Origin of the sequence: Serratia sp. JUb9 (assembly GCF_014298095.1) — a bacterium.
Classification (GTDB): domain Bacteria; phylum Pseudomonadota; class Gammaproteobacteria; order Enterobacterales; family Enterobacteriaceae; genus Serratia_B; species Serratia_B rhizosphaerae.
Window position 1 is genome coordinate 1,303,521 of sequence record NZ_CP060416.1, and the last position, 17,234, is coordinate 1,320,754.

Below are 17,234 nucleotides of genomic sequence, written 5' to 3' on the forward strand. Positions count from 1 at the left end.
GCATGAAGCTGAAATCCTGGGGATGGCTGTTGACGGCAGGCCTGTTGGCCGGCTGTTCCGGTTCGGTGCCGGATAACCCGGCGGCGGCGCAGACGCGTCTGCAGCTGGGTTTGGCGTATCTGCAGCAGGGCAACCTGGAGGCGGCGCGTAAAAATCTGGCGAACGCGGCGGACGCCGCGCCGCAGGATTACCGCACCCAGCTGGGGATGGCGCTGTATCAGCAGCGCATCGGCGCGTCCGATGCTGCGCGGCAGCGTTATCAGCAGGCGCTGAAACTGGCGCCGGGCAATGGTAGCGTATTGAATAATTACGGTGCGTTTCTTTGCAGTTTAGGGCAGTATGTAGAGGCGCAACAGCAGTTTAGCGCCGCGGCGTCAGCCGCCGATTACGGCCAGATCGCCGACAGTCTGGAAAACGCGGGTTACTGTTTTTTACAGGCTGATCAATACGATCGGGCGCGGCCGCTGCTGATGAAGGCGTTAAAGATCGACCCGGATAAAGGCTCACCGCTGTTGGTTGAGGCTGAAAAGCAATTTGGTGCAGGGAAACGTGCGCAGTCGCAGTTTCTATTGGATGTTTATCAGCACGTTCTGCCGGCCAGCGCCGACAGTTTATGGTTACAGATTCGTTTCGCCGCGTTAGCCGGCCGTCAGGATAGCGTTCAGCGCTATGGAAGGCAGTTAGCGCGAAGTTTTCCACAATCCAAACAGTACCAGCAGTTCTTAGCCGATGAATACTGAAGCCTCCCAAGACAAAACCGTATCCATGACGACAGGCGAGCGCCTGCGTCAGGCCCGAGAGCAGCTCGGGCTGAGTCAGCAGGCCGTTGCGGAACGCCTGTGCCTCAAAATGTCTACCGTACGCGACATCGAAGCGGACAACCTGTCGGACGATCTGGCTTCGACCTTTGTGCGCGGTTATATCCGCTCTTACGCCAAGCTGGTGCATGTGCCGGAGGATGAACTGCTGCCGGCGATGGCCAAGCAGACGCCGGTGAAGATGGCCAAAGTGGCGCCGATGCAAAGCTTTTCATTGGGCAAACGGCGCAAGAAGCGCGACGGCTGGCTGATGAGCTTTACCTGGCTGATCCTGTTTGTGGTGATCGGCCTGACCGGCGCCTGGTGGTGGCAAAATCACAAGGCGCAGCAGGATGAGATTGCCAACATGGCCAACCAGTCATCGGCGCAGCTGTCGCAGCAGAGCGAAGGCCAGTCGGTACCGCTGACGGACAATAATGCCGATACGCAGACGCCGGCAGCGGATGCCGCTCCAACGCCTGCGCCGGCCGACAGTGCGCCGGCAGCGCCTGCGCCGTCCACACCATCGGTCGCCAGCGGCAGCGACGCCGCGCAGCAGCCGGCGGTGGTGGCGCCAAGCCAGGCCAGCATTCCTGATGCCGCGCCTGCCGATAACGCCGCGTCATTGCCGACCGGTGATGCCGCCATGGCCGCGCCGGCGGTCGACCCGAATGCGCTGGTGATGGATTTTTCCGCCGATTGCTGGTTGCAGGTCACCGACGCCAGCGGTAAAACGCTGTTCAGCGGCATGCAGAAAAGCGGCGGTAAGCTGAACCTGACCGGCTCCGCGCCTTACAAGCTGACCATCGGTGCGCCGGCGGCAGTGCAGATTCAATATCAAGGTAAACCGGTAGATTTAAGCCGGTTTGTTAAGTCAAACCGTGTTGCCCGTCTGACCGTTGCCGCGCAGTGATTGCGCGGCTGGCGTCTTGAGTGATGAGCAGCAATGGAGAAGAGTAAGTGATGCATAACCAAGCACCCATTAACCGTCGCAAATCAACACGCATTTACGTCGGCAAGGTGCCCATTGGCGATGGCGCGCCGATTGCGGTGCAGTCCATGACCAATACCCGTACTACCGATGTTGAAGCCACGGTTAACCAGATCAAATCGCTGGAGCGCGTCGGCGTTGATATCGTCCGCGTTTCCGTACCGACCATGGACGCCGCCGAGGCGTTCAAGCAGATCAAGCAGCGGGTCAGCGTACCTCTGGTGGCGGATATCCACTTCGATTACCGCATCGCCCTGCAGGTGGCCGAATACGGCGTCGATTGCCTGCGTATCAACCCCGGCAATATCGGCAACGAATCGCGCATTCGCTCAGTGGTTGACTGCGCGCGCGATAAAAACATCCCGATTCGTATCGGCGTCAACGGCGGTTCGCTGGAAAAAGACCTGCAGGAAAAGTACGGCGAACCAACGCCGGAAGCGCTGTTAGAATCCGCGATGCGCCACGTCGATATTCTCGACCGTCTCAACTTCGACCAGTTCAAGGTCAGCGTGAAAGCCTCCGACGTATTCCTGGCGGTGCAGTCCTATCGCCTGCTGGCCGCGCGCATCGATCAGCCTTTGCACCTGGGGATTACCGAAGCCGGCGGCGCACGCAGCGGGTCGGTGAAGTCGGCCATTGGTCTGGGCCTGCTGCTGTCGGAAGGCATCGGTGATACGCTGCGCATCTCGCTGGCGGCGGATCCGGTGGAAGAGGTGAAGGTCGGCTTCGATATTCTGAAGTCATTGCGTATCCGTTCGCGCGGTATCAACTTTATCGCCTGCCCGACCTGCTCGCGTCAGGAGTTCGACGTGATCGGCACGGTCAATGCGCTGGAGCAGCGCCTGGAAGACATCATCACGCCGATGGATGTATCGATTATCGGCTGCGTGGTCAATGGCCCGGGCGAGGCGCTGGTCTCGACGATGGGCGTGACCGGCGGCCATAAGAAAAGCGGCTTCTATGAAGACGGCGTGCGTCAGAAAGAGCGCTTTGATAACGAACAGATGATTGACCAGCTGGAAGCCAAGATCCGCGCCAAAGCGGCGATGATGGATGAAAGCAACCGCATTACGGTCAACATGCTGGAAAAGTAAGCACTATTGCCGGGCAGGCCTGATGTCTGCCCCCCAGATGAACCCGGGGGCGCTTGCGCATTGAATCACGCAGGCGAAAGTCCCTATAATCGGGTTCATTTTTATATAAAACGAACAGAGAACTCACGTGGCAAAAAACATTCAAGCCATTCGCGGCATGAACGATTACCTGCCGGCAGAAACGGCATTATGGCAGCGTATTGAGGGCACCCTGAAGCAGGTGCTGGGCAGCTATGGTTACAGCGAAATCCGGTTGCCGATTGTAGAGCAGACCCCGTTGTTTAAACGCGCCATCGGTGAAGTGACCGACGTCGTGGAAAAAGAGATGTATACCTTCGACGACCGCAACGGCGAGAGCCTGACGCTGCGTCCTGAAGGTACGGCGGGTTGCGTACGCGCCGGTATCCAACATGGTCTGCTGTACAATCAGGAACAGCGTCTGTGGTATATCGGCCCGATGTTCCGTTATGAACGTCCGCAGAAAGGCCGCTATCGCCAGTTCCATCAGCTGGGCGCCGAAGTATTCGGCCTGCAGGGGCCGGATATCGATGCTGAACTGATCCTGCTGACCGCGCGCTGGTGGAAAGCGCTGGGCATCGCCGATCACGTCAAGCTGGAGCTGAACTCCATCGGTTCGCTGGAGGCGCGCGCCAACTACCGCGATGCGCTGGTGGCGTTCCTGGAGCAGCACGTCGAGGTGTTGGATGAAGACTGCAAGCGTCGCATGTACAGCAACCCGCTGCGGGTGCTGGATTCGAAGAACCCGGACGTACAGGCGCTGCTGAATGATGCGCCGCGCCTGTCCGAGTATCTGGACGACGAGTCCAGAGCGCATTTCGACGGCCTGTGTGAACTTTTAACCGCCTCCGGCATCCCATATACCGTTAATGAGCGTCTGGTGCGCGGCCTGGATTATTACAACCGCACGGTGTTTGAGTGGGTCACCACCAGCCTGGGCGCGCAGGGTACCGTGTGCGCCGGCGGTCGTTACGACGGTCTGGTCGAGCAACTGGGCGGCCGCGCCACGCCGGCGGTAGGCTTCGCCATGGGGCTGGAGCGTCTGGTGCTGCTGGTGCAGGCGGTGAACCCGGAGTTCCAGCCCGATCCGGCGGTGGATATTTATGTCATCTCCTCCGGTGCAGGGGCGCAGAGCGCGGCGATGCGTCTGGCGGAGCAGGTGCGCGACGCTGCGCCGCAGCTGAAATTAATGACCAACTACGGCGGCGGCAACTTCAAGAAGCAAATCACCCGCGCGGATAAATGGGGCGCTCGCGTGGCGCTGATCCTGGGTGAAGATGAAGTGGCGCAGCAGCAGGTGGTGGTAAAAGACCTGCGTAGTGGTGAACAAGAAACGCTGGCGCAAAGCGAACTCGCGGCGAAGCTGGCTTTGATGTTAGGTTAAGGAGAAGGACACCGTGGAAGTCTATACCACCGAAAACGAACAGGTTGACGCTCTCCGTCGCTTCTTTGCCGAAAACGGCAAAGCGCTGGCGGTCGGCGTGGTGCTTGGCATTGGTGCCCTGGTTGGCTGGCGTATCTGGCAGAGTCATCAGGACTCCAATATGCTGGCTGCCTCCCAGTCTTATCAGCAGACCAGCGAAGCGCTGGCTGCCGGCAAATCGGGCGACGTCGCCGCTGCGGAGCAGTTCATTCAGGCGAATGGCAACAGCTATGGCGTGATGACGGCGATGGAGCTGGCGAAGCATTTCGTTGAACAAAAAGATTTTGCAAAAGCGGAACAGCAACTGGTGTTGGCGCAGGGGAAAGCGAAAGAAGATAACCTGCTGTCAATCGTTAACCTGCGTTTGGCGCGCGTCCAACTGCAGGAAAAAAAGCTGGATGAAGCACTGAAAACGCTGGATGGCGTCAAAGGCGAAGGCTGGGCGGCGATGCAGGCGGACATCCGCGGCGACGTACTGCTGGCGAAAGGCGACGCCAAGGGCGCGCGTGAAGCCTACAGCAAAGGTCTTGAATCCAATCCTTCTCAGGCTCAGCAGGCGCTGCTGCGCATGAAATTGAATAACTTGTCCAGCTAAGGGGAATTCCCAATGCAATTGCGTAAAACACTCTTGGTCGGGCTGGTTTCCGCCGCCCTGCTGAGCGGTTGTTCGCTGTTCAACAGCGAAGAAGACGTGGTCACCATGTCTCCGCTGCCAAAAGTTGAAAATCAGTTTACTCCGAGCAAAACCTGGAGCACCTCGGTCGGCGACGGCATCGGCGAATATTATTCGCACCTGCGTCCGGCCTACCAGGACGGCACCGTGTATGCTGCCGACCGTCATGGCATTGTGAAGGCGCTGGACGCCGAAAGCGGTAAAGAAAAGTGGAAGGCCGATCTGTCTGAGAAAACCGGCTTCTTCTCGAGTAACCGTTCAGCCTTGTTATCCGGCGGCGTGACGGTTGCCGGCTCCAATGCCTATGTGGGCAGCGAGAAGGCGGTGGTTTACGCACTTAACACCTCTGACGGCACGCTAGCCTGGCAGGCCAAGGCCGCCGGTGAAGTGTTGTCCCGTCCGGTGGTGAGCGACGGCATGGTGCTGGTGCATACCAGCAACGGCCAGCTGCAGGCGTTTAATGAGGCCGACGGCGCGGTGAAGTGGACCGTTAACCTGGATATGCCGGCGCTGTCTCTGCGCGGCGAATCCGCTCCGTCCACCGCTTACGGCGCAGCGATTGTCGGCGGTGATAACGGCCGCGTTAACGCCGTGCTGATGCAGCAGGGCCAGCTGATCTGGCAGCAGCGCATTTCCCAGCCGAGCGGCGCTACGGAAATCGACCGTCTGAATGACGTTGACACCACGCCGGTGATTGTTGACGGCGTAGTCTATGCATTGGGGTATAATGGCAACCTGGCGGCGCTGGATCTGCGCTCCGGCCAGATTATGTGGAAGCGCGAGCTGGGTTCCGTGAGCGACTTTATCGTTGATGCCGGCCGTATCTATATGGTTGACCAAAACGACCGCGTGATTGCCCTGAGCACCGAAGGCGGCGTGACCGTCTGGACGCAGAGCGAACTGCTGCACCGTAACCTGACGCCGCCGGCGATGTATAATGGTTACCTGGTGGTTGGCGATTCCGAAGGCTACCTGCACTGGATCAACACCACCGACGGCCGTTTCGTTGCTCAGCAGAAAGTGGACAGCTCCGGCTTCCTGTCTGCGCCGATGGTAGCGGGCGAGAAGCTGGTGGTGCAGGCCAAGGGCGGCGAGGTTTACGCATTTACCCGCTGAGCCCGGCCGCTCAAGCACCGAGACCCGCAGGCCAGGACATAACCGTCTAGAGGTGATGCGGGCACAACGGCTCCTGAAACGTTCAGGGGCCGTTTCGTATTTTTATAAGCTGCGCTGCCGGTGTCCATCCGTAGCGTGGTAACGCATTGATAATTAAGTAATAGAGGCTTCAACAATGATACCTGTCGTCGCGCTGGTCGGGCGCCCGAATGTGGGTAAATCCACCTTGTTTAACCGTTTGACACGTACGCGCGATGCGCTGGTGGCGGATTTCCCCGGGCTCACGCGTGACCGCAAGTATGGTCGTGCCGAAGTAGAGGGCAACGAATTTATCATCATCGATACCGGCGGCATCGACGGTACCGAGGATGGCGTCGAAACCCATATGGCCGGCCAGTCGCTGCTGGCGATTGAAGAAGCCGATATCGTGCTGTTTATGGTCGATGCGCGCGCCGGGCTGATGCCTGCCGATCAGGGCATTGCCCAGCATCTGCGCAGCCGTCAGAAGGCAACCTTCCTGGTGGCCAACAAAACTGACGGTATCGACCCGGATATGGCCAGCGCCGATTTCTACGCGCTGGGGCTGGGTGATGTGCATCCTATCGCCGCCTCTCACGGCCGTGGCGTGACGCAGCTGATTGAACACGTGCTGGTGCCGTTTGTGCCGGAAAAAGAGCAGGAAGTCGAGCTCACCGAAGAAGAGGCCAACGCCGCTTACTGGGCGGAGCAGAACGGCGAGCTGGAAGAAGAGGGCATCCCGGCGGATGAGGAAGATGACTTCAACCCGCAGGATCTGCCGATCAAACTGGCGATTGTCGGCCGGCCGAACGTTGGCAAATCCACGCTGACCAACCGCATCCTCGGCGAAGAGCGCGTGGTGGTGTACGACATGCCGGGCACCACCCGCGACAGCATCTACATTCCGATGGTGCGCGATGAGCGGGAATATGTGCTGATCGATACCGCCGGCGTGCGTAAGCGCGGAAAAGTAACGGAAACCGTAGAGAAATTCTCGGTGATCAAAACGCTGCAGGCGATCGAAGACGCCAACGTGGTGCTGCTGGTGATCGATGCGCGCGAAGGCATCTCCGATCAGGATCTGTCGCTGCTCGGCTTTATCCTCAACAGCGGGCGCTCGCTGGTGATTGCGGTCAACAAGTGGGACGGCATGAGCGAGGAAGACCGCGATCACGTCAAAGAGATGCTCGACCTGCGTCTGGGCTTCGTTGATTTTGCCCGCGTGCACTTTATTTCCGCACTGCACGGCAGCGGCGTCGGCAACCTGTTCGAGTCGGTGCAGGAAGCCTACGAATGCGCCACGCGCCGTGTTAACACCTCGCTGCTGACCAAGATCATGAACATGGCGGCGGACGACCACCAGCCGCCGTTGGTGCGCGGGCGTCGCGTGAAGCTGAAGTACGCCCACGCCGGTGGTTACAACCCGCCGATCGTGGTGATCCACGGCAACCAGGTGACCGACCTGTCGGATTCCTACAAGCGTTATCTGATGAACTACTTCCGCCGCTCGCTGAAGGTGATGGGGACGCCGATCCGTATCCAGTTCAAAGAGGGTGAGAACCCGTTTGCCGGCAAGCGCAATACGCTGACGCCGACCCAGATGCGTAAGCGCAAACGCTTGATGAGCCATCTGAAGAAAGGCAAATAATTCGAGTGACAGGAAGGCGGCAAGGGAAGGCATCCCGATGAGCTTACACAGGTAAGCGATTCGGGTGACTGAGCGCCGCCAACACACCTGAAACTTGGAGTATGACGGGTATAACAGGGCGCGGCGTTGACCGCGCCCTTTTTTATTTGTCCGAAATCGTTTTATTATCTGAGTATTATTGTTGCCGCACTTGAGTCTGAAGGAACACCATGTCCTGGGAAACCTGGAATTTTGCATTCAGCGTTACCGTACCGAATTTATTGATGATGTTGCTGGGCGTGTTCCTGCGCTATCGGCGTCTGATGGACGATCGCTTTATCGACGGCACCAGCAAGCTGGTGTTCAACCTGGCGCTGCCTTGCCTGCTGTTTTTCAGCATTGCCACCAACCATCCGCATATCCTGGCTAATCTGCCGCTGGTGATGTACGGCGCATTGGGCACCGTCGCCACCTTCCTGATGCTGGAGATCGCCGCGCTGTGGCTGGTGAAAGAGCCGCGCGAGCGCGGCGTCTTCGTGCAGGGGGGCTTTCGCGCCAATACCGCCATCGTCGGCCTGGCCTATGCGATGACCGCCTACGGCGATGAGGGCGTGGCGCTGGGGTCGTTGTATCTGACGGTCACCGTGATTTTGTTCAACGTGCTGTCGGTGATCACCCTGACGCGCAGTCTGCAGGGCGGGCCAGACAAGAAAATCAGCCGCCTGTCGCTGCTGCGCGGCATCGTCACCAATCCGCTGATTATCGGCCTGGTGTGCGGGCTGGCGTATGCCCAGACCGGGCTGGGCATTCCGCAGGTGATTGTGCAGACCGGCAGCTATATCTCCGGCCTGTCGCTGCCGCTGGCGCTGCTGTGCACCGGCGCCAGCCTCGACCTGCGGGCGATGTTCCGTTCCTCCAACGTGGCGGCGCTCTCCTCGGCGGCCAAGCTGTTTGTGGTGCCGGTGCTGATGACGATGGGCGGCTGGCTGTGCGGCTTTGAGGGCGCGGCGCTGGGCATTATTTTCCTGTTTTCCGCCACGCCGACCGCCTCCGGCAGCTACGTCATGACGCGGGCGATGGGCGGCAACGCGACGCTGGCGGCCAATATTATCGCCATCACCACCGTCGGCTCTTTCTTCACCACCGCGCTGGGAATTTATTTCTTACGTTCCTGGGGCGCAATCTAACAGGAGAAAACGGATGGACGCACTGTGTCCCGACTGCGGTCAGCCGCTGGTGTGGGAGAAGGGTCACTTTCACTGTCAGGGCTGCCAGCGCGACTACCGACAGCGGGCCGACTGCTCGGAGTGCGGGCAGCCGCTGCAGGAACTGAAGGCCTGCGGCGCGGTAGATTACCTGTGCCAGCACGGCCACGGGTTAATCAGCAAAAAGCGCGTGCGCTTTCGCTATCTGCCGCTGACCTGATACGCCGCCGTACCGGCGGCGTAGCGCGCTATTTATCCACCTGGCCGGTCTGCCACAGATCGACCAGCGCCTGCGGCGCCTCGCTTTCCGGGATCAGCAGCACGATTTGGCTGCTGCCCTCTTGGCCGTAGTAATCAATCTGTACGCGAAAATAACGCTGGTCGCCGCGGCCGGGGGAGTCGGGCTGCCCCTCCTCGCGGGCGTAGGGCAGCGACTGATTGAGCAACTGTTCCAGACGTTGGCATTCATCCGGCGAAATATCGGCGACGACGATGCGCCGCAGTCCGGCCAGTTTGGGAATAAAGGCAAAGCCGCCTTCCCGGGCCAGTTCAATCACCGTTATCTGGCTGAACGATGGCAGCGGACGCATTATTCCACCCCCACTTGCCGCCAGGCCGCCTGAACTTTATCCGCCACCTGTTGGCTGAAACGTTGCCCGGCGTGCTTAACGGTCAGCGCGGCAAAGGTGGCGAAGTCGGCATCCTGCGGCAGCGCCTTGTCGCACAGCGTGTCGTACCACACTACGCCGGCCTGTTCCCAGGCATAGCCGCCCAGGGCGCTGGCCGCCAGATAAAACGCGCGGTTAGGAATGCCGGAATTGAGATGGACGCCGCCGTTATCCTCTTTGGTATCAATATAATCCTGCATGCTGGCGGGCTGCGGGTCTTTGCCCAGCAGCGGGTCGTCATAGGCGGTGCCGGGGGCAGACATCGAACGCAGCCCCTTGCCGTTGATGCCCTCGGCCAGCAAGCCTTCACCGATCAGCCAGTCGGCCTGCTCGGCGGTCTGCTTCAGGTGGAATTGTTTGACCATCGCGCCAAAGACGTCGGACAGCGACTCATTCAGCGCGCCGGCCTGCTGAAAATAGACCAGCCCGGCTTCGCTTTCGGTAACGCCGTGCGCCAGCTCGTGGCCGACGACGTCGATGGCGATGGTAAAGCGGTTGAAGATTTCGCCGTCGCCGTCGCCAAACACCATCTGCTGGCCATTCCAGAAGGCGTTCTGGTATTCGTGGCCGTAATGTACGCTGCCTGTCAGCACCAGCCCCTGGTTGTCCAGCGAGTTGCGTTTAAAGGCCTGCCAGAAGAAGTCGTAGGTAACGCCGAGGTAGTCGTAAGCTTCGTCCACCGCCACGTCACCGTTGCTGGGCTGGCCCTCTTTGCGCACCGCCTTGCCCGGCAGTTGGGTGCCGTTTTGCGCGTCATAGATATCGCGCTCCACGCTGCCGGCGGCGGCGGTTTGCGTGCCGTCGGCGCGCAGCGGCATATTGCCGAGCAGGCTCTGCACATGGTTCAGGGTATGCTGGGCGCAATCGCGCTGCGGTACGCTGCCGTGTTCGACGATTCGTCGCAGGATATAAGGCGGAATAACGGAACGAGCAAGCAGGTTAGACATGATGACTCTCCTTAGGCTGCCACGCCGGTTAACGCATCAGATGCACTCCGCTTAAGTGTAGTTCACACGTCATACAGCTTGTGGTGGTAAGTGCTCACCGCCGGCGTCGCCTGCTGCACGTTCAGACGCTTGACCGATTCACGGATCGCCAGCCGCCCCTGCAGCAGCAGGTTGCAGACCGGGGCGTCCGGCCGCAGCATCCGCCGTTGCAGCAGTTGGATGGCTTCCGCGCCCAGTTCGTCGCGCGGCACGTGCAGCGAGGTCAGCGGCACGTCGTGGATTTCCGCCAGGTTGAAACCGTCCATACTCATCACCGACATATCGTTGGGTACGCTGAAGCCGAGCCGTTGTAGGGCGTTAACCGCGCCGACCGCCATATAGTCGCCGCCGGCAAGCACCGCCGTCGGCAATGCGTTGCGGTCAGCGAGCTGGCCGATAAAGGTCGCGAGCGCCTGCTCCGCTTCCGCGCTGCCGAAGCCGGAGGTGGTGATCAGCTGCCGGCTTTCATCAAACGGCATGTGCTGCTGCATATACGCTTGGCGTATGCCGGCCAGCCGCAGCTCCATGGTGCGGCGGCGCAGGCACTGTAGGTGCAGAATACGCTGGTGGCCCTGCTGCAGCAGATAGTCGGCGGAAAATTCACCGATGCGCTGATGGTCGGGGGAGATGCTGTCGAGCCGCATGCTGCGATCGCTGCAGTTGATCAGCACGCAGGGTTTATTGAGATCGGCGGCCAGCGCGTGGATATGCTCGTCATCGATGCCGATAATCAGCGCCGCCTGGGTTTGCGGCTCATTCATTTTGGCCAGGAACAGCGCCCCGTCGCTGTGCGTTTCTTCCAGCGCGCAATAGCGGATCCTGACCTCGTGCTGCGCCAGCGCAGCGATAATCCCCTGAATCACCCGGTAGTAAAAAATATCGGTGCGCACGTCAAACGCGCGCTGTGGCGCAAACACCATCACGCTGTTGAGCATCAGGCGCCCGCTGGAAATGGCGTGCAAAATGCCGTTGCGCTGCGCGCACTCCAGCACCTTTTGCCGTGCGGCGCTGCTGGTGTTGGCCTTGCCCGCCAGAACCCGGGAAACCGTACTGATTGACAGGCCGGTTTGGCGGGCAATTTCCTGCACTTTCAGCTTTCCGTTCATTTTGTGATCTCGTTCAAATCGCGTGATGAAAATTTTTTCATAGCGCCGGTTCTGCGTATTTACTGGCGTTGCCGCCTTGTCGCGCCGTGGTTATTTAATGTATGAAAATTTTTGCAAAAAACCACGTTTCTCTGTTCATCGCTGGCCGATAGTCTGATCTGGTTCACCAATTTGCCCGAGTTATCAGGCCAATTTGGCGGTTTTACTGCACCGGATTGTCGTAACAGGGCGAGGTTTGCGCCGCTGTTAATCCCTCCGAATAACACATGTACCCATAAAAAGGCCGAAGCGACAGACGCCGACGCCGCGGAGCAGAGAAGATGAGTGTTGAGATAAACCAGGAAGCCGTGCACGGCGGACGGCGTAAGTTCAAATCGTTACGCTGGTGGATGCTGGCGCTGTTTCTGCTGGGGGTGACGGTCAACTACATTACCCGCAACTCGCTGGGCATTTTGGCGCCGGAGCTGAAAACCAGCCTGAATATGACCACCGAACAGTATTCCTGGGTCGTCGCCGCTTTCCAGCTGGCGTACACCCTGTTCCAGCCGCTGTGCGGCTGGCTGATTGACGAGATCGGCCTGAAAATGGGCTTCCTGATTTGCGCCAGCGTCTGGGCGTTGGTCTGTATGCTGCACGCCGGCGCGGGCAGCTGGCTGCAACTGGCGATCCTGCGTTTCTTTATGGGCGCATCGGAAGCCGCCGCCACGCCGGCCAACGCCAAGGCGATTTCCGACTGGTTCCCGAAAAAAGAGCGGCCGATTGCCGCCGGCTGGGCCGGGGTGGGCTTTTCCGTCGGCGCGATGCTGGCGCCGCCGATTATCGTGGTTGCTCACGTCTCCTTTGGCTGGCAGGGCGCATTTTTGTTCTCCGGCGCGCTGGCGATGGTTTGGGTGCTGCTGTGGTGGCGCTTCTATCATGCGCCGCAGCAGCACCCGAATCTGAGCCAACAGGAGCTGGCGCTGATCGGTGCGGACAATGAGCCAGAACTGGCGCGTCTGCCGTTTTTTAAATCCCTCAAACTGCTGGCCAAAAACAAAAAATTCTACGGTATCGCTATTCCGGCCTTCCTCGCCGAACCGGCCTGGGCGGTCTTCAGCTTCTGGGTGCCGCTGTACCTGGCCAGCGAACGCGGTATGGACCTGAAGCAGATCGCCATGTTCGCCTGGCTGCCGTTCTTGGCGGCGGATATCGGCAGCGTTGCCAGCGGCTATCTCACCACGCTGTACCGTAAATGGTTTGGCTGCACGCGCGTGAACTCGGTGGTCGCCAGCTCGGTGACCGGCGCTTTCCTGATGGTGTCGCTGGCGTTTGTGGCGATCACCAAAGATCCCTATCTGGCGATCCTGCTGATTTCGATCGGCGGTTTCGGCCACCAGGTGATCTCCTGCATGTTGAGCGCGCTGGTGGTGGAGTCGTTCGATAAAAATCAGGTGGCGACGGTCAACGGCATGCGCGGTTCCAGCGCCTGGATCGCCAGCTTCCTGTTCACGCTGCTGATCGGCGCGGTGTCCGATACCGTCGGCTTCGGCCCGCTGTTTGTGGCGATGGGCTTCTTTGACCTGATCGGCGCGCTGTTCCTGATTGCCCTGATTGCCGAGCGCGGCAAGAAAAAAAACCTTAACCCGTAAGATGGATGCCCTATGAAAACGCTAAAGAACTGGAGCCTCGCCGGCCAATATGACGACCGCATCGAACTGCTGGTGGATGATCAGCATCTGTTTTGCCTCTACGTGCTGGAGGAGGATCTGTTCCGCGTGTTGCTGAAACGCAACGGCGAGCTGGCGCTGGACCGCACCTGGAGCATTGCGCCGCAGCAGGACGTGCCGTGGGAAGGGCGCGACCGGCTCAGCGTGGCGGGTTTCAGCCTGCCGGGCTACCGCCTGGAGCAGCATGACGATCGGCTGGTGGTGACCAGCGCCGCGCTGCGGGTGACGGTGCATCAGCCCCTGTGGCTGGAGTGGGAGTATTGCACCGCCGACGGGCAGTGGCGTCCGCTGGCGGCCGACCGGCCGACCAGCGCCTATCTGCTGAACGCGCACGGCGACGGCGTGGCGCACTATCAGCGCCGCTTCGGCGGCGAGCACTATTACGGGCTGGGGGAAAAATCCGGCGATCTGGAGCGCAGCGGCCGCCGTTTTGAGATGCGCAACCTGGACGCCATGGGCTACAACGCGGCCAGCACCGATCCGCTGTATAAGCATATTCCGTTTACCATCACCCGGCGCGAGGACGTCAGCTTCGGCCTGTTTTACGATAACCTGAGCAGCTGCTGGCTGGATCTGGGCAATGAGCTGGACAACTACCATCCGGCCTACCGCCGCTATCAGGCGGAGGCGGGGGATCTGGATTATTACCTGTTCCTCGGGCCGCAGGTGCTGGACGTGACCAAAGCGCTGCTGCGTCTGACCGGGAAAACGCACTTCGGTCCGAAGTGGAGCCTGGGTTACAGCGGCTCCACCATGCACTATACCGACGCGCCGGATGCGCAGCAGCAGCTGCAGCAGTTTATCGCCCTGTGCCGGCAGCATGAGATTCCCTGCGATTCGTTCCAGCTCTCCTCCGGCTATACCTCGATTAACGATAAACGCTACGTGTTCAACTGGAACTACGACAAGGTGCCGCAGCCGAAGGCGCTGAGCGCGGCGTTCCACCAGGCCGGGCTGAAGCTGGCGGCGAATATCAAACCCTGTCTGTTGCAGGACCACCCGCAGTACGCAGCGGTGGCGGAGCAGGGGCTGTTTATCCGCGACTCGCAAAGCGACGCGCCTGAGCGCTCGAGCTTCTGGGATGACGAAGGGTCACACCTCGACTTCACCAACCCGGCGACGGTGCGCTGGTGGCAGCAGGGCGTCACGCAGCAGCTGCTGGAGATGGGCATCGATTCCACCTGGAACGACAACAACGAATACGAAGTGTGGGATGGCGAAGCGCGCTGCCACGGTTTTGGCCGGCCGATCGCCATCAAGCATATCCGCCCGGTGATGCCGTTGCTGATGATGCGCGCCTCGATGGAGGCCCAGCAGCGCTTTGCCCCCGGCCTGCGGCCGTACCTGATTTCCCGTTCCGGCTGCGCCGGCATGCAGCGCTATGTACAGACCTGGAGCGGCGATAACCGCACCAGCTGGCAGACGCTGCGTTACAACATCCGCATGGGGCTGGGGATGAGCCTGTCCGGGCTGTATAACGTCGGTCATGACGTCGGCGGCTTCTCCGGTGATAAGCCGGACGCCGAGCTGCTGGTGCGCTGGGTGCAAAACGGCGTGATGCATCCGCGTTTTACCATTCACTCCTGGAACGACGACGCCACGGTGAACGAGCCATGGATGTACCCGGCGGCGACGCCGATGATCCGTCAGGCGATCAACCTGCGTTATCAGCTGATGCCGTATCTGTATACGCTGTTGTGGCAGGCCTGCGCCGAGGATGAGCCGATGCTGCGGCCGACCTTCCTCGATCACGAGCAGGACAGCCGCGTCTGGTGCGAAAACGACGATTTTATGCTGGGGCGCGATCTGCTGGTGGCCAGCGTGGTGGAGCCGGAGCAGCGTGAGCGTACGGTATATCTGCCGGATAACCAGGCGGGCTGGTACTGCTTCTACAGCGGCCAGTGGTTCAGCGGCGGGCAGAGCGTGACGCTGCCGGCGCCGCTGGAGCGTTTGCCGCTGCTGGTGCGGGCCGGCGCCGCCTTGCCGCTTTCGCGCCGTCTGGCGCACGTTGACGTGGCGGCGGATGACCAGCGTGAACTTAAACTGTTCCCGCTGCAGCAGGGCGAGCGCTCAGGGCTGCTGTTTGAAGACGACGGCGAGAGCGACGCCTGGCGGCAGGGCGGCGCGCTGTGGCTGCGCTGGCGGATGCAGTGCGACGCAGAGCGTATTGCGCTGACGTTTAGCCATGAAGGGGATTTCCGCCCGGCGTGGCGGCGGCTGGCGGTGACGCTGCCGGTGGCGGAAACGCGCGAGCTGTGGATCAACGGGGAACGGGCGGACGGCTATTCGCTGAGCTAAACAAACGGGCGCCGTCATGGCGCCCGCTGAAGACTATTCCGCCGCGCGCTTCTTGCGCGGCTTGCTCACTTTTTTGATGGTTTTCACTTCGCTTTCCAGCCAGCCGTCCTGCAGACGGGTTTTCAGGATTTCGCCCACCTGCGCCTGTTTGGTGGTTTTCAGCACCTCGCCGCGCGGGGTTTGCGTCACGCTGTAGCCGCGCGCCAGCGTTGCCAGCGGGCTGACCGCCTCAAGCTGGCTGCAGGCCACGCCGAAGCGCTGGCGGTAGCCGTTCAGCTGACGTTCCAGCGCCTGCTGCAGCCGGTACTCCTGCTGCTGAATACGCTGCTGACAGCGGTGAATGCGCCCCAGCGGCTGCACCTGATTCAGGCGCTGCTGCAGGCGCTCGCTGCGGCGTGACGTCAGACGCAGCTGATGCTGCATGCCTTCTTCCAGCCGGCGCTGCAGTTTGAACAGCTGCGTCTGCTGACGCGCCAGCCGCAGGTGCGGGTGCTGTTGCTGCAGGCGGTGATGCAGGCGGCTGAACTGCTGCTGACGCTGCGCCAGGTAGTAGTCCATCGCCATTTCCAGCCGCTGCTGCTGCGACTGCAGCTGACGCAGCAGCTCCAGCTGATTGCGGCTGACCAGTTCGGCGGCGGCGGAAGGCGTGGGGGCGCGCAGATCGGCGACGAAATCGGCGATGGTGACGTCGGTTTCATGGCCGACGGCGCTGACCACCGGGATATGGCTGGCGAAAATCGCCCGCGCCACGCGTTCGTCGTTAAAGCTCCACAGATCTTCCAGCGAACCACCGCCGCGGCCGACGATCAGCACGTCGCACTCATCGCGCCGGTTGGCGGTTTCAATCGCCCGGACGATTTGCAGCGGCGCGTCCGCGCCCTGTACCGCGGTGGGGTAGATGACGATCGGCAGCGACGGATCGCGCCGCTGCAGCACCTGCAGAATATCGTGCAGCGCGGCGCCGCTGGCGGAGGTGATCACGCCGAGGCGTTTGGCCGGGCTGGGCAGCGGCTGTTTAAACTGCGGGTCGAACAGCCCTTCGGCCGCCAGCTGCTGCTTCAACTGTTCGAACTGCTGCTGCAGCAGGCCGTCGCCCGCCGGCTGCATGCTTTCGGCGATCAATTGATAATCGCCGCGCGGCTCATACAGCGTGATGCTGGCGCGCACCAGCACCTGCTGGCCGTTTTGCGGACGGAAGTTGACGCGGCGGTTGCTGTTGCGGAACATCGCGCAGCGTACCTGAGCGCGGTCGTCTTTCAGCGTGAAATACCAGTGGCCGGAAGCGGGCTGGGAGAAGTTTGAGATCTCGGCGGAGAGCCAAATCTGCCCCATCTCCATTTCCAGGAGCTGTTTAACCGTCTGATTCAGGCGGCTTACGGTAAAAATGGATGGTGCGGTAGGTAGCGACATGTGACCCAGATCAAATTTCAAAACAACCACTTAATTGACTGATACTACATGCCTCAAACAGCTAATCAAGAGTTTTTGTAAGAAAGTGCTGGAGGCAA

General features: G+C 60.6%; 15 protein-coding genes. 11 read left to right on the forward strand and 4 right to left on the reverse strand.

Translation table 11 applies throughout. The annotated features are described in order from the left end of the window. The first annotated feature begins 2 nt into the window (after nt 1-2). The 9 genes from pilW to HF675_RS06225 all read left to right on the forward strand — a co-directional run bounded on the left by pilW (nt 3) and on the right by HF675_RS06225 (nt 9,182). Nucleotides 3-740 carry a type IV pilus biogenesis/stability protein PilW gene (pilW, locus tag HF675_RS06185; RefSeq protein ID WP_187044254.1) on the forward strand — a complete coding sequence of 246 codons (738 nt, stop codon included), beginning with the start codon at nt 3-5 and terminating at the stop codon, nt 738-740. Beyond that, nucleotides 730-1,710: a cytoskeleton protein RodZ gene (gene rodZ / locus HF675_RS06190; RefSeq protein WP_105232185.1), complete on the forward strand. Its 981-nt coding sequence runs from the start codon at nt 730-732 to the stop codon at nt 1,708-1,710. Before pilW ends, rodZ begins: the two co-directional genes overlap by 11 nt. 50 nt (nt 1,711-1,760) lie before the next feature. After that, complete coding sequence (ispG, locus tag HF675_RS06195; protein WP_187044255.1) at nt 1,761-2,882, forward strand: flavodoxin-dependent (E)-4-hydroxy-3-methylbut-2-enyl-diphosphate synthase; 1,122 nt, start codon at nt 1,761-1,763, stop codon at nt 2,880-2,882. Between the two features lie 127 nt (nt 2,883-3,009). Next, nucleotides 3,010-4,284, forward strand: a complete 1,275-nt coding sequence (gene hisS / locus HF675_RS06200) for a histidine--tRNA ligase (protein ID WP_105232183.1) — start codon at nt 3,010-3,012, stop codon at nt 4,282-4,284. 13 nt (nt 4,285-4,297) lie between these two features. Then, entirely contained in the window at nt 4,298-4,918 is a 621-nt protein-coding gene (locus HF675_RS06205; protein WP_105232182.1) for a YfgM family protein, read from the forward strand. A gap of 12 nt (nt 4,919-4,930) precedes the next feature. Next, entirely contained in the window at nt 4,931-6,112 is a 1,182-nt protein-coding gene (gene bamB, locus HF675_RS06210) for an outer membrane protein assembly factor BamB (protein WP_105232181.1), read from the forward strand. 175 nt (nt 6,113-6,287) lie between these two features. After that, on the forward strand, nt 6,288-7,778 hold the full coding sequence (gene der / locus HF675_RS06215; RefSeq protein WP_111736617.1) for a ribosome biogenesis GTPase Der: 1,491 nt from the start codon (nt 6,288-6,290) through the stop codon (nt 7,776-7,778). Nucleotides 7,779-7,987: 209 nt separating this feature from the next. Then, complete coding sequence (locus HF675_RS06220; RefSeq protein WP_105232179.1) at nt 7,988-8,944, forward strand: AEC family transporter; 957 nt, start codon at nt 7,988-7,990, stop codon at nt 8,942-8,944. A gap of 13 nt (nt 8,945-8,957) precedes the next feature. Beyond that, on the forward strand, nt 8,958-9,182 hold the full coding sequence (locus HF675_RS06225) for a zinc ribbon domain-containing protein (RefSeq protein ID WP_187044256.1): 225 nt from the start codon (nt 8,958-8,960) through the stop codon (nt 9,180-9,182). Nucleotides 9,183-9,210: 28 nt separating this feature from the next. Here HF675_RS06225 and HF675_RS06230 read toward each other — a convergent pair whose 3' ends face one another. The 3 genes from HF675_RS06230 to HF675_RS06240 form a co-directional block, all read right to left on the reverse strand. Then, on the reverse strand, nt 9,211-9,552 hold the full coding sequence (locus HF675_RS06230; RefSeq protein ID WP_160030282.1) for a protealysin inhibitor emfourin: 342 nt from the start codon (nt 9,550-9,552) through the stop codon (nt 9,211-9,213). After that, nucleotides 9,552-10,577 carry a M4 family metallopeptidase gene (locus HF675_RS06235; protein WP_187044257.1) on the reverse strand — a complete coding sequence of 342 codons (1,026 nt, stop codon included), beginning with the start codon at nt 10,575-10,577 and terminating at the stop codon, nt 9,552-9,554. The genes HF675_RS06230 and HF675_RS06235 overlap by 1 nt, the downstream gene beginning before the upstream one ends. A 62-nt stretch (nt 10,578-10,639) precedes the next feature. Further along, the gene (locus tag HF675_RS06240) at nt 10,640-11,722 is read right to left on the reverse strand and encodes a LacI family DNA-binding transcriptional regulator (protein ID WP_187044258.1); all 1,083 of its coding nucleotides are present in this window, start codon (nt 11,720-11,722) and stop codon (nt 10,640-10,642) included. 320 nt (nt 11,723-12,042) lie between these two features. On the opposite strand from HF675_RS06240, the gene HF675_RS06245 reads away from it, so the two are divergent. Continuing rightward, nucleotides 12,043-13,350 (forward strand): MFS transporter, encoded by a 1,308-nt coding sequence (locus tag HF675_RS06245; protein WP_187044259.1) that lies wholly within the window; start codon nt 12,043-12,045, stop codon nt 13,348-13,350. Nucleotides 13,351-13,362: 12 nt separating this feature from the next. Continuing rightward, nucleotides 13,363-15,726 (forward strand): glycoside hydrolase family 31 protein, encoded by a 2,364-nt coding sequence (locus tag HF675_RS06250; RefSeq protein ID WP_187044260.1) that lies wholly within the window; start codon nt 13,363-13,365, stop codon nt 15,724-15,726. Between the two features lie 33 nt (nt 15,727-15,759). Here the strand turns inward: HF675_RS06250 and xseA are convergent, their stop codons facing one another. Further along, nucleotides 15,760-17,136 (reverse strand): exodeoxyribonuclease VII large subunit, encoded by a 1,377-nt coding sequence (xseA, locus tag HF675_RS06255; protein ID WP_187044261.1) that lies wholly within the window; start codon nt 17,134-17,136, stop codon nt 15,760-15,762. Nucleotides 17,137-17,234: the final 98 nt, after the last annotated feature.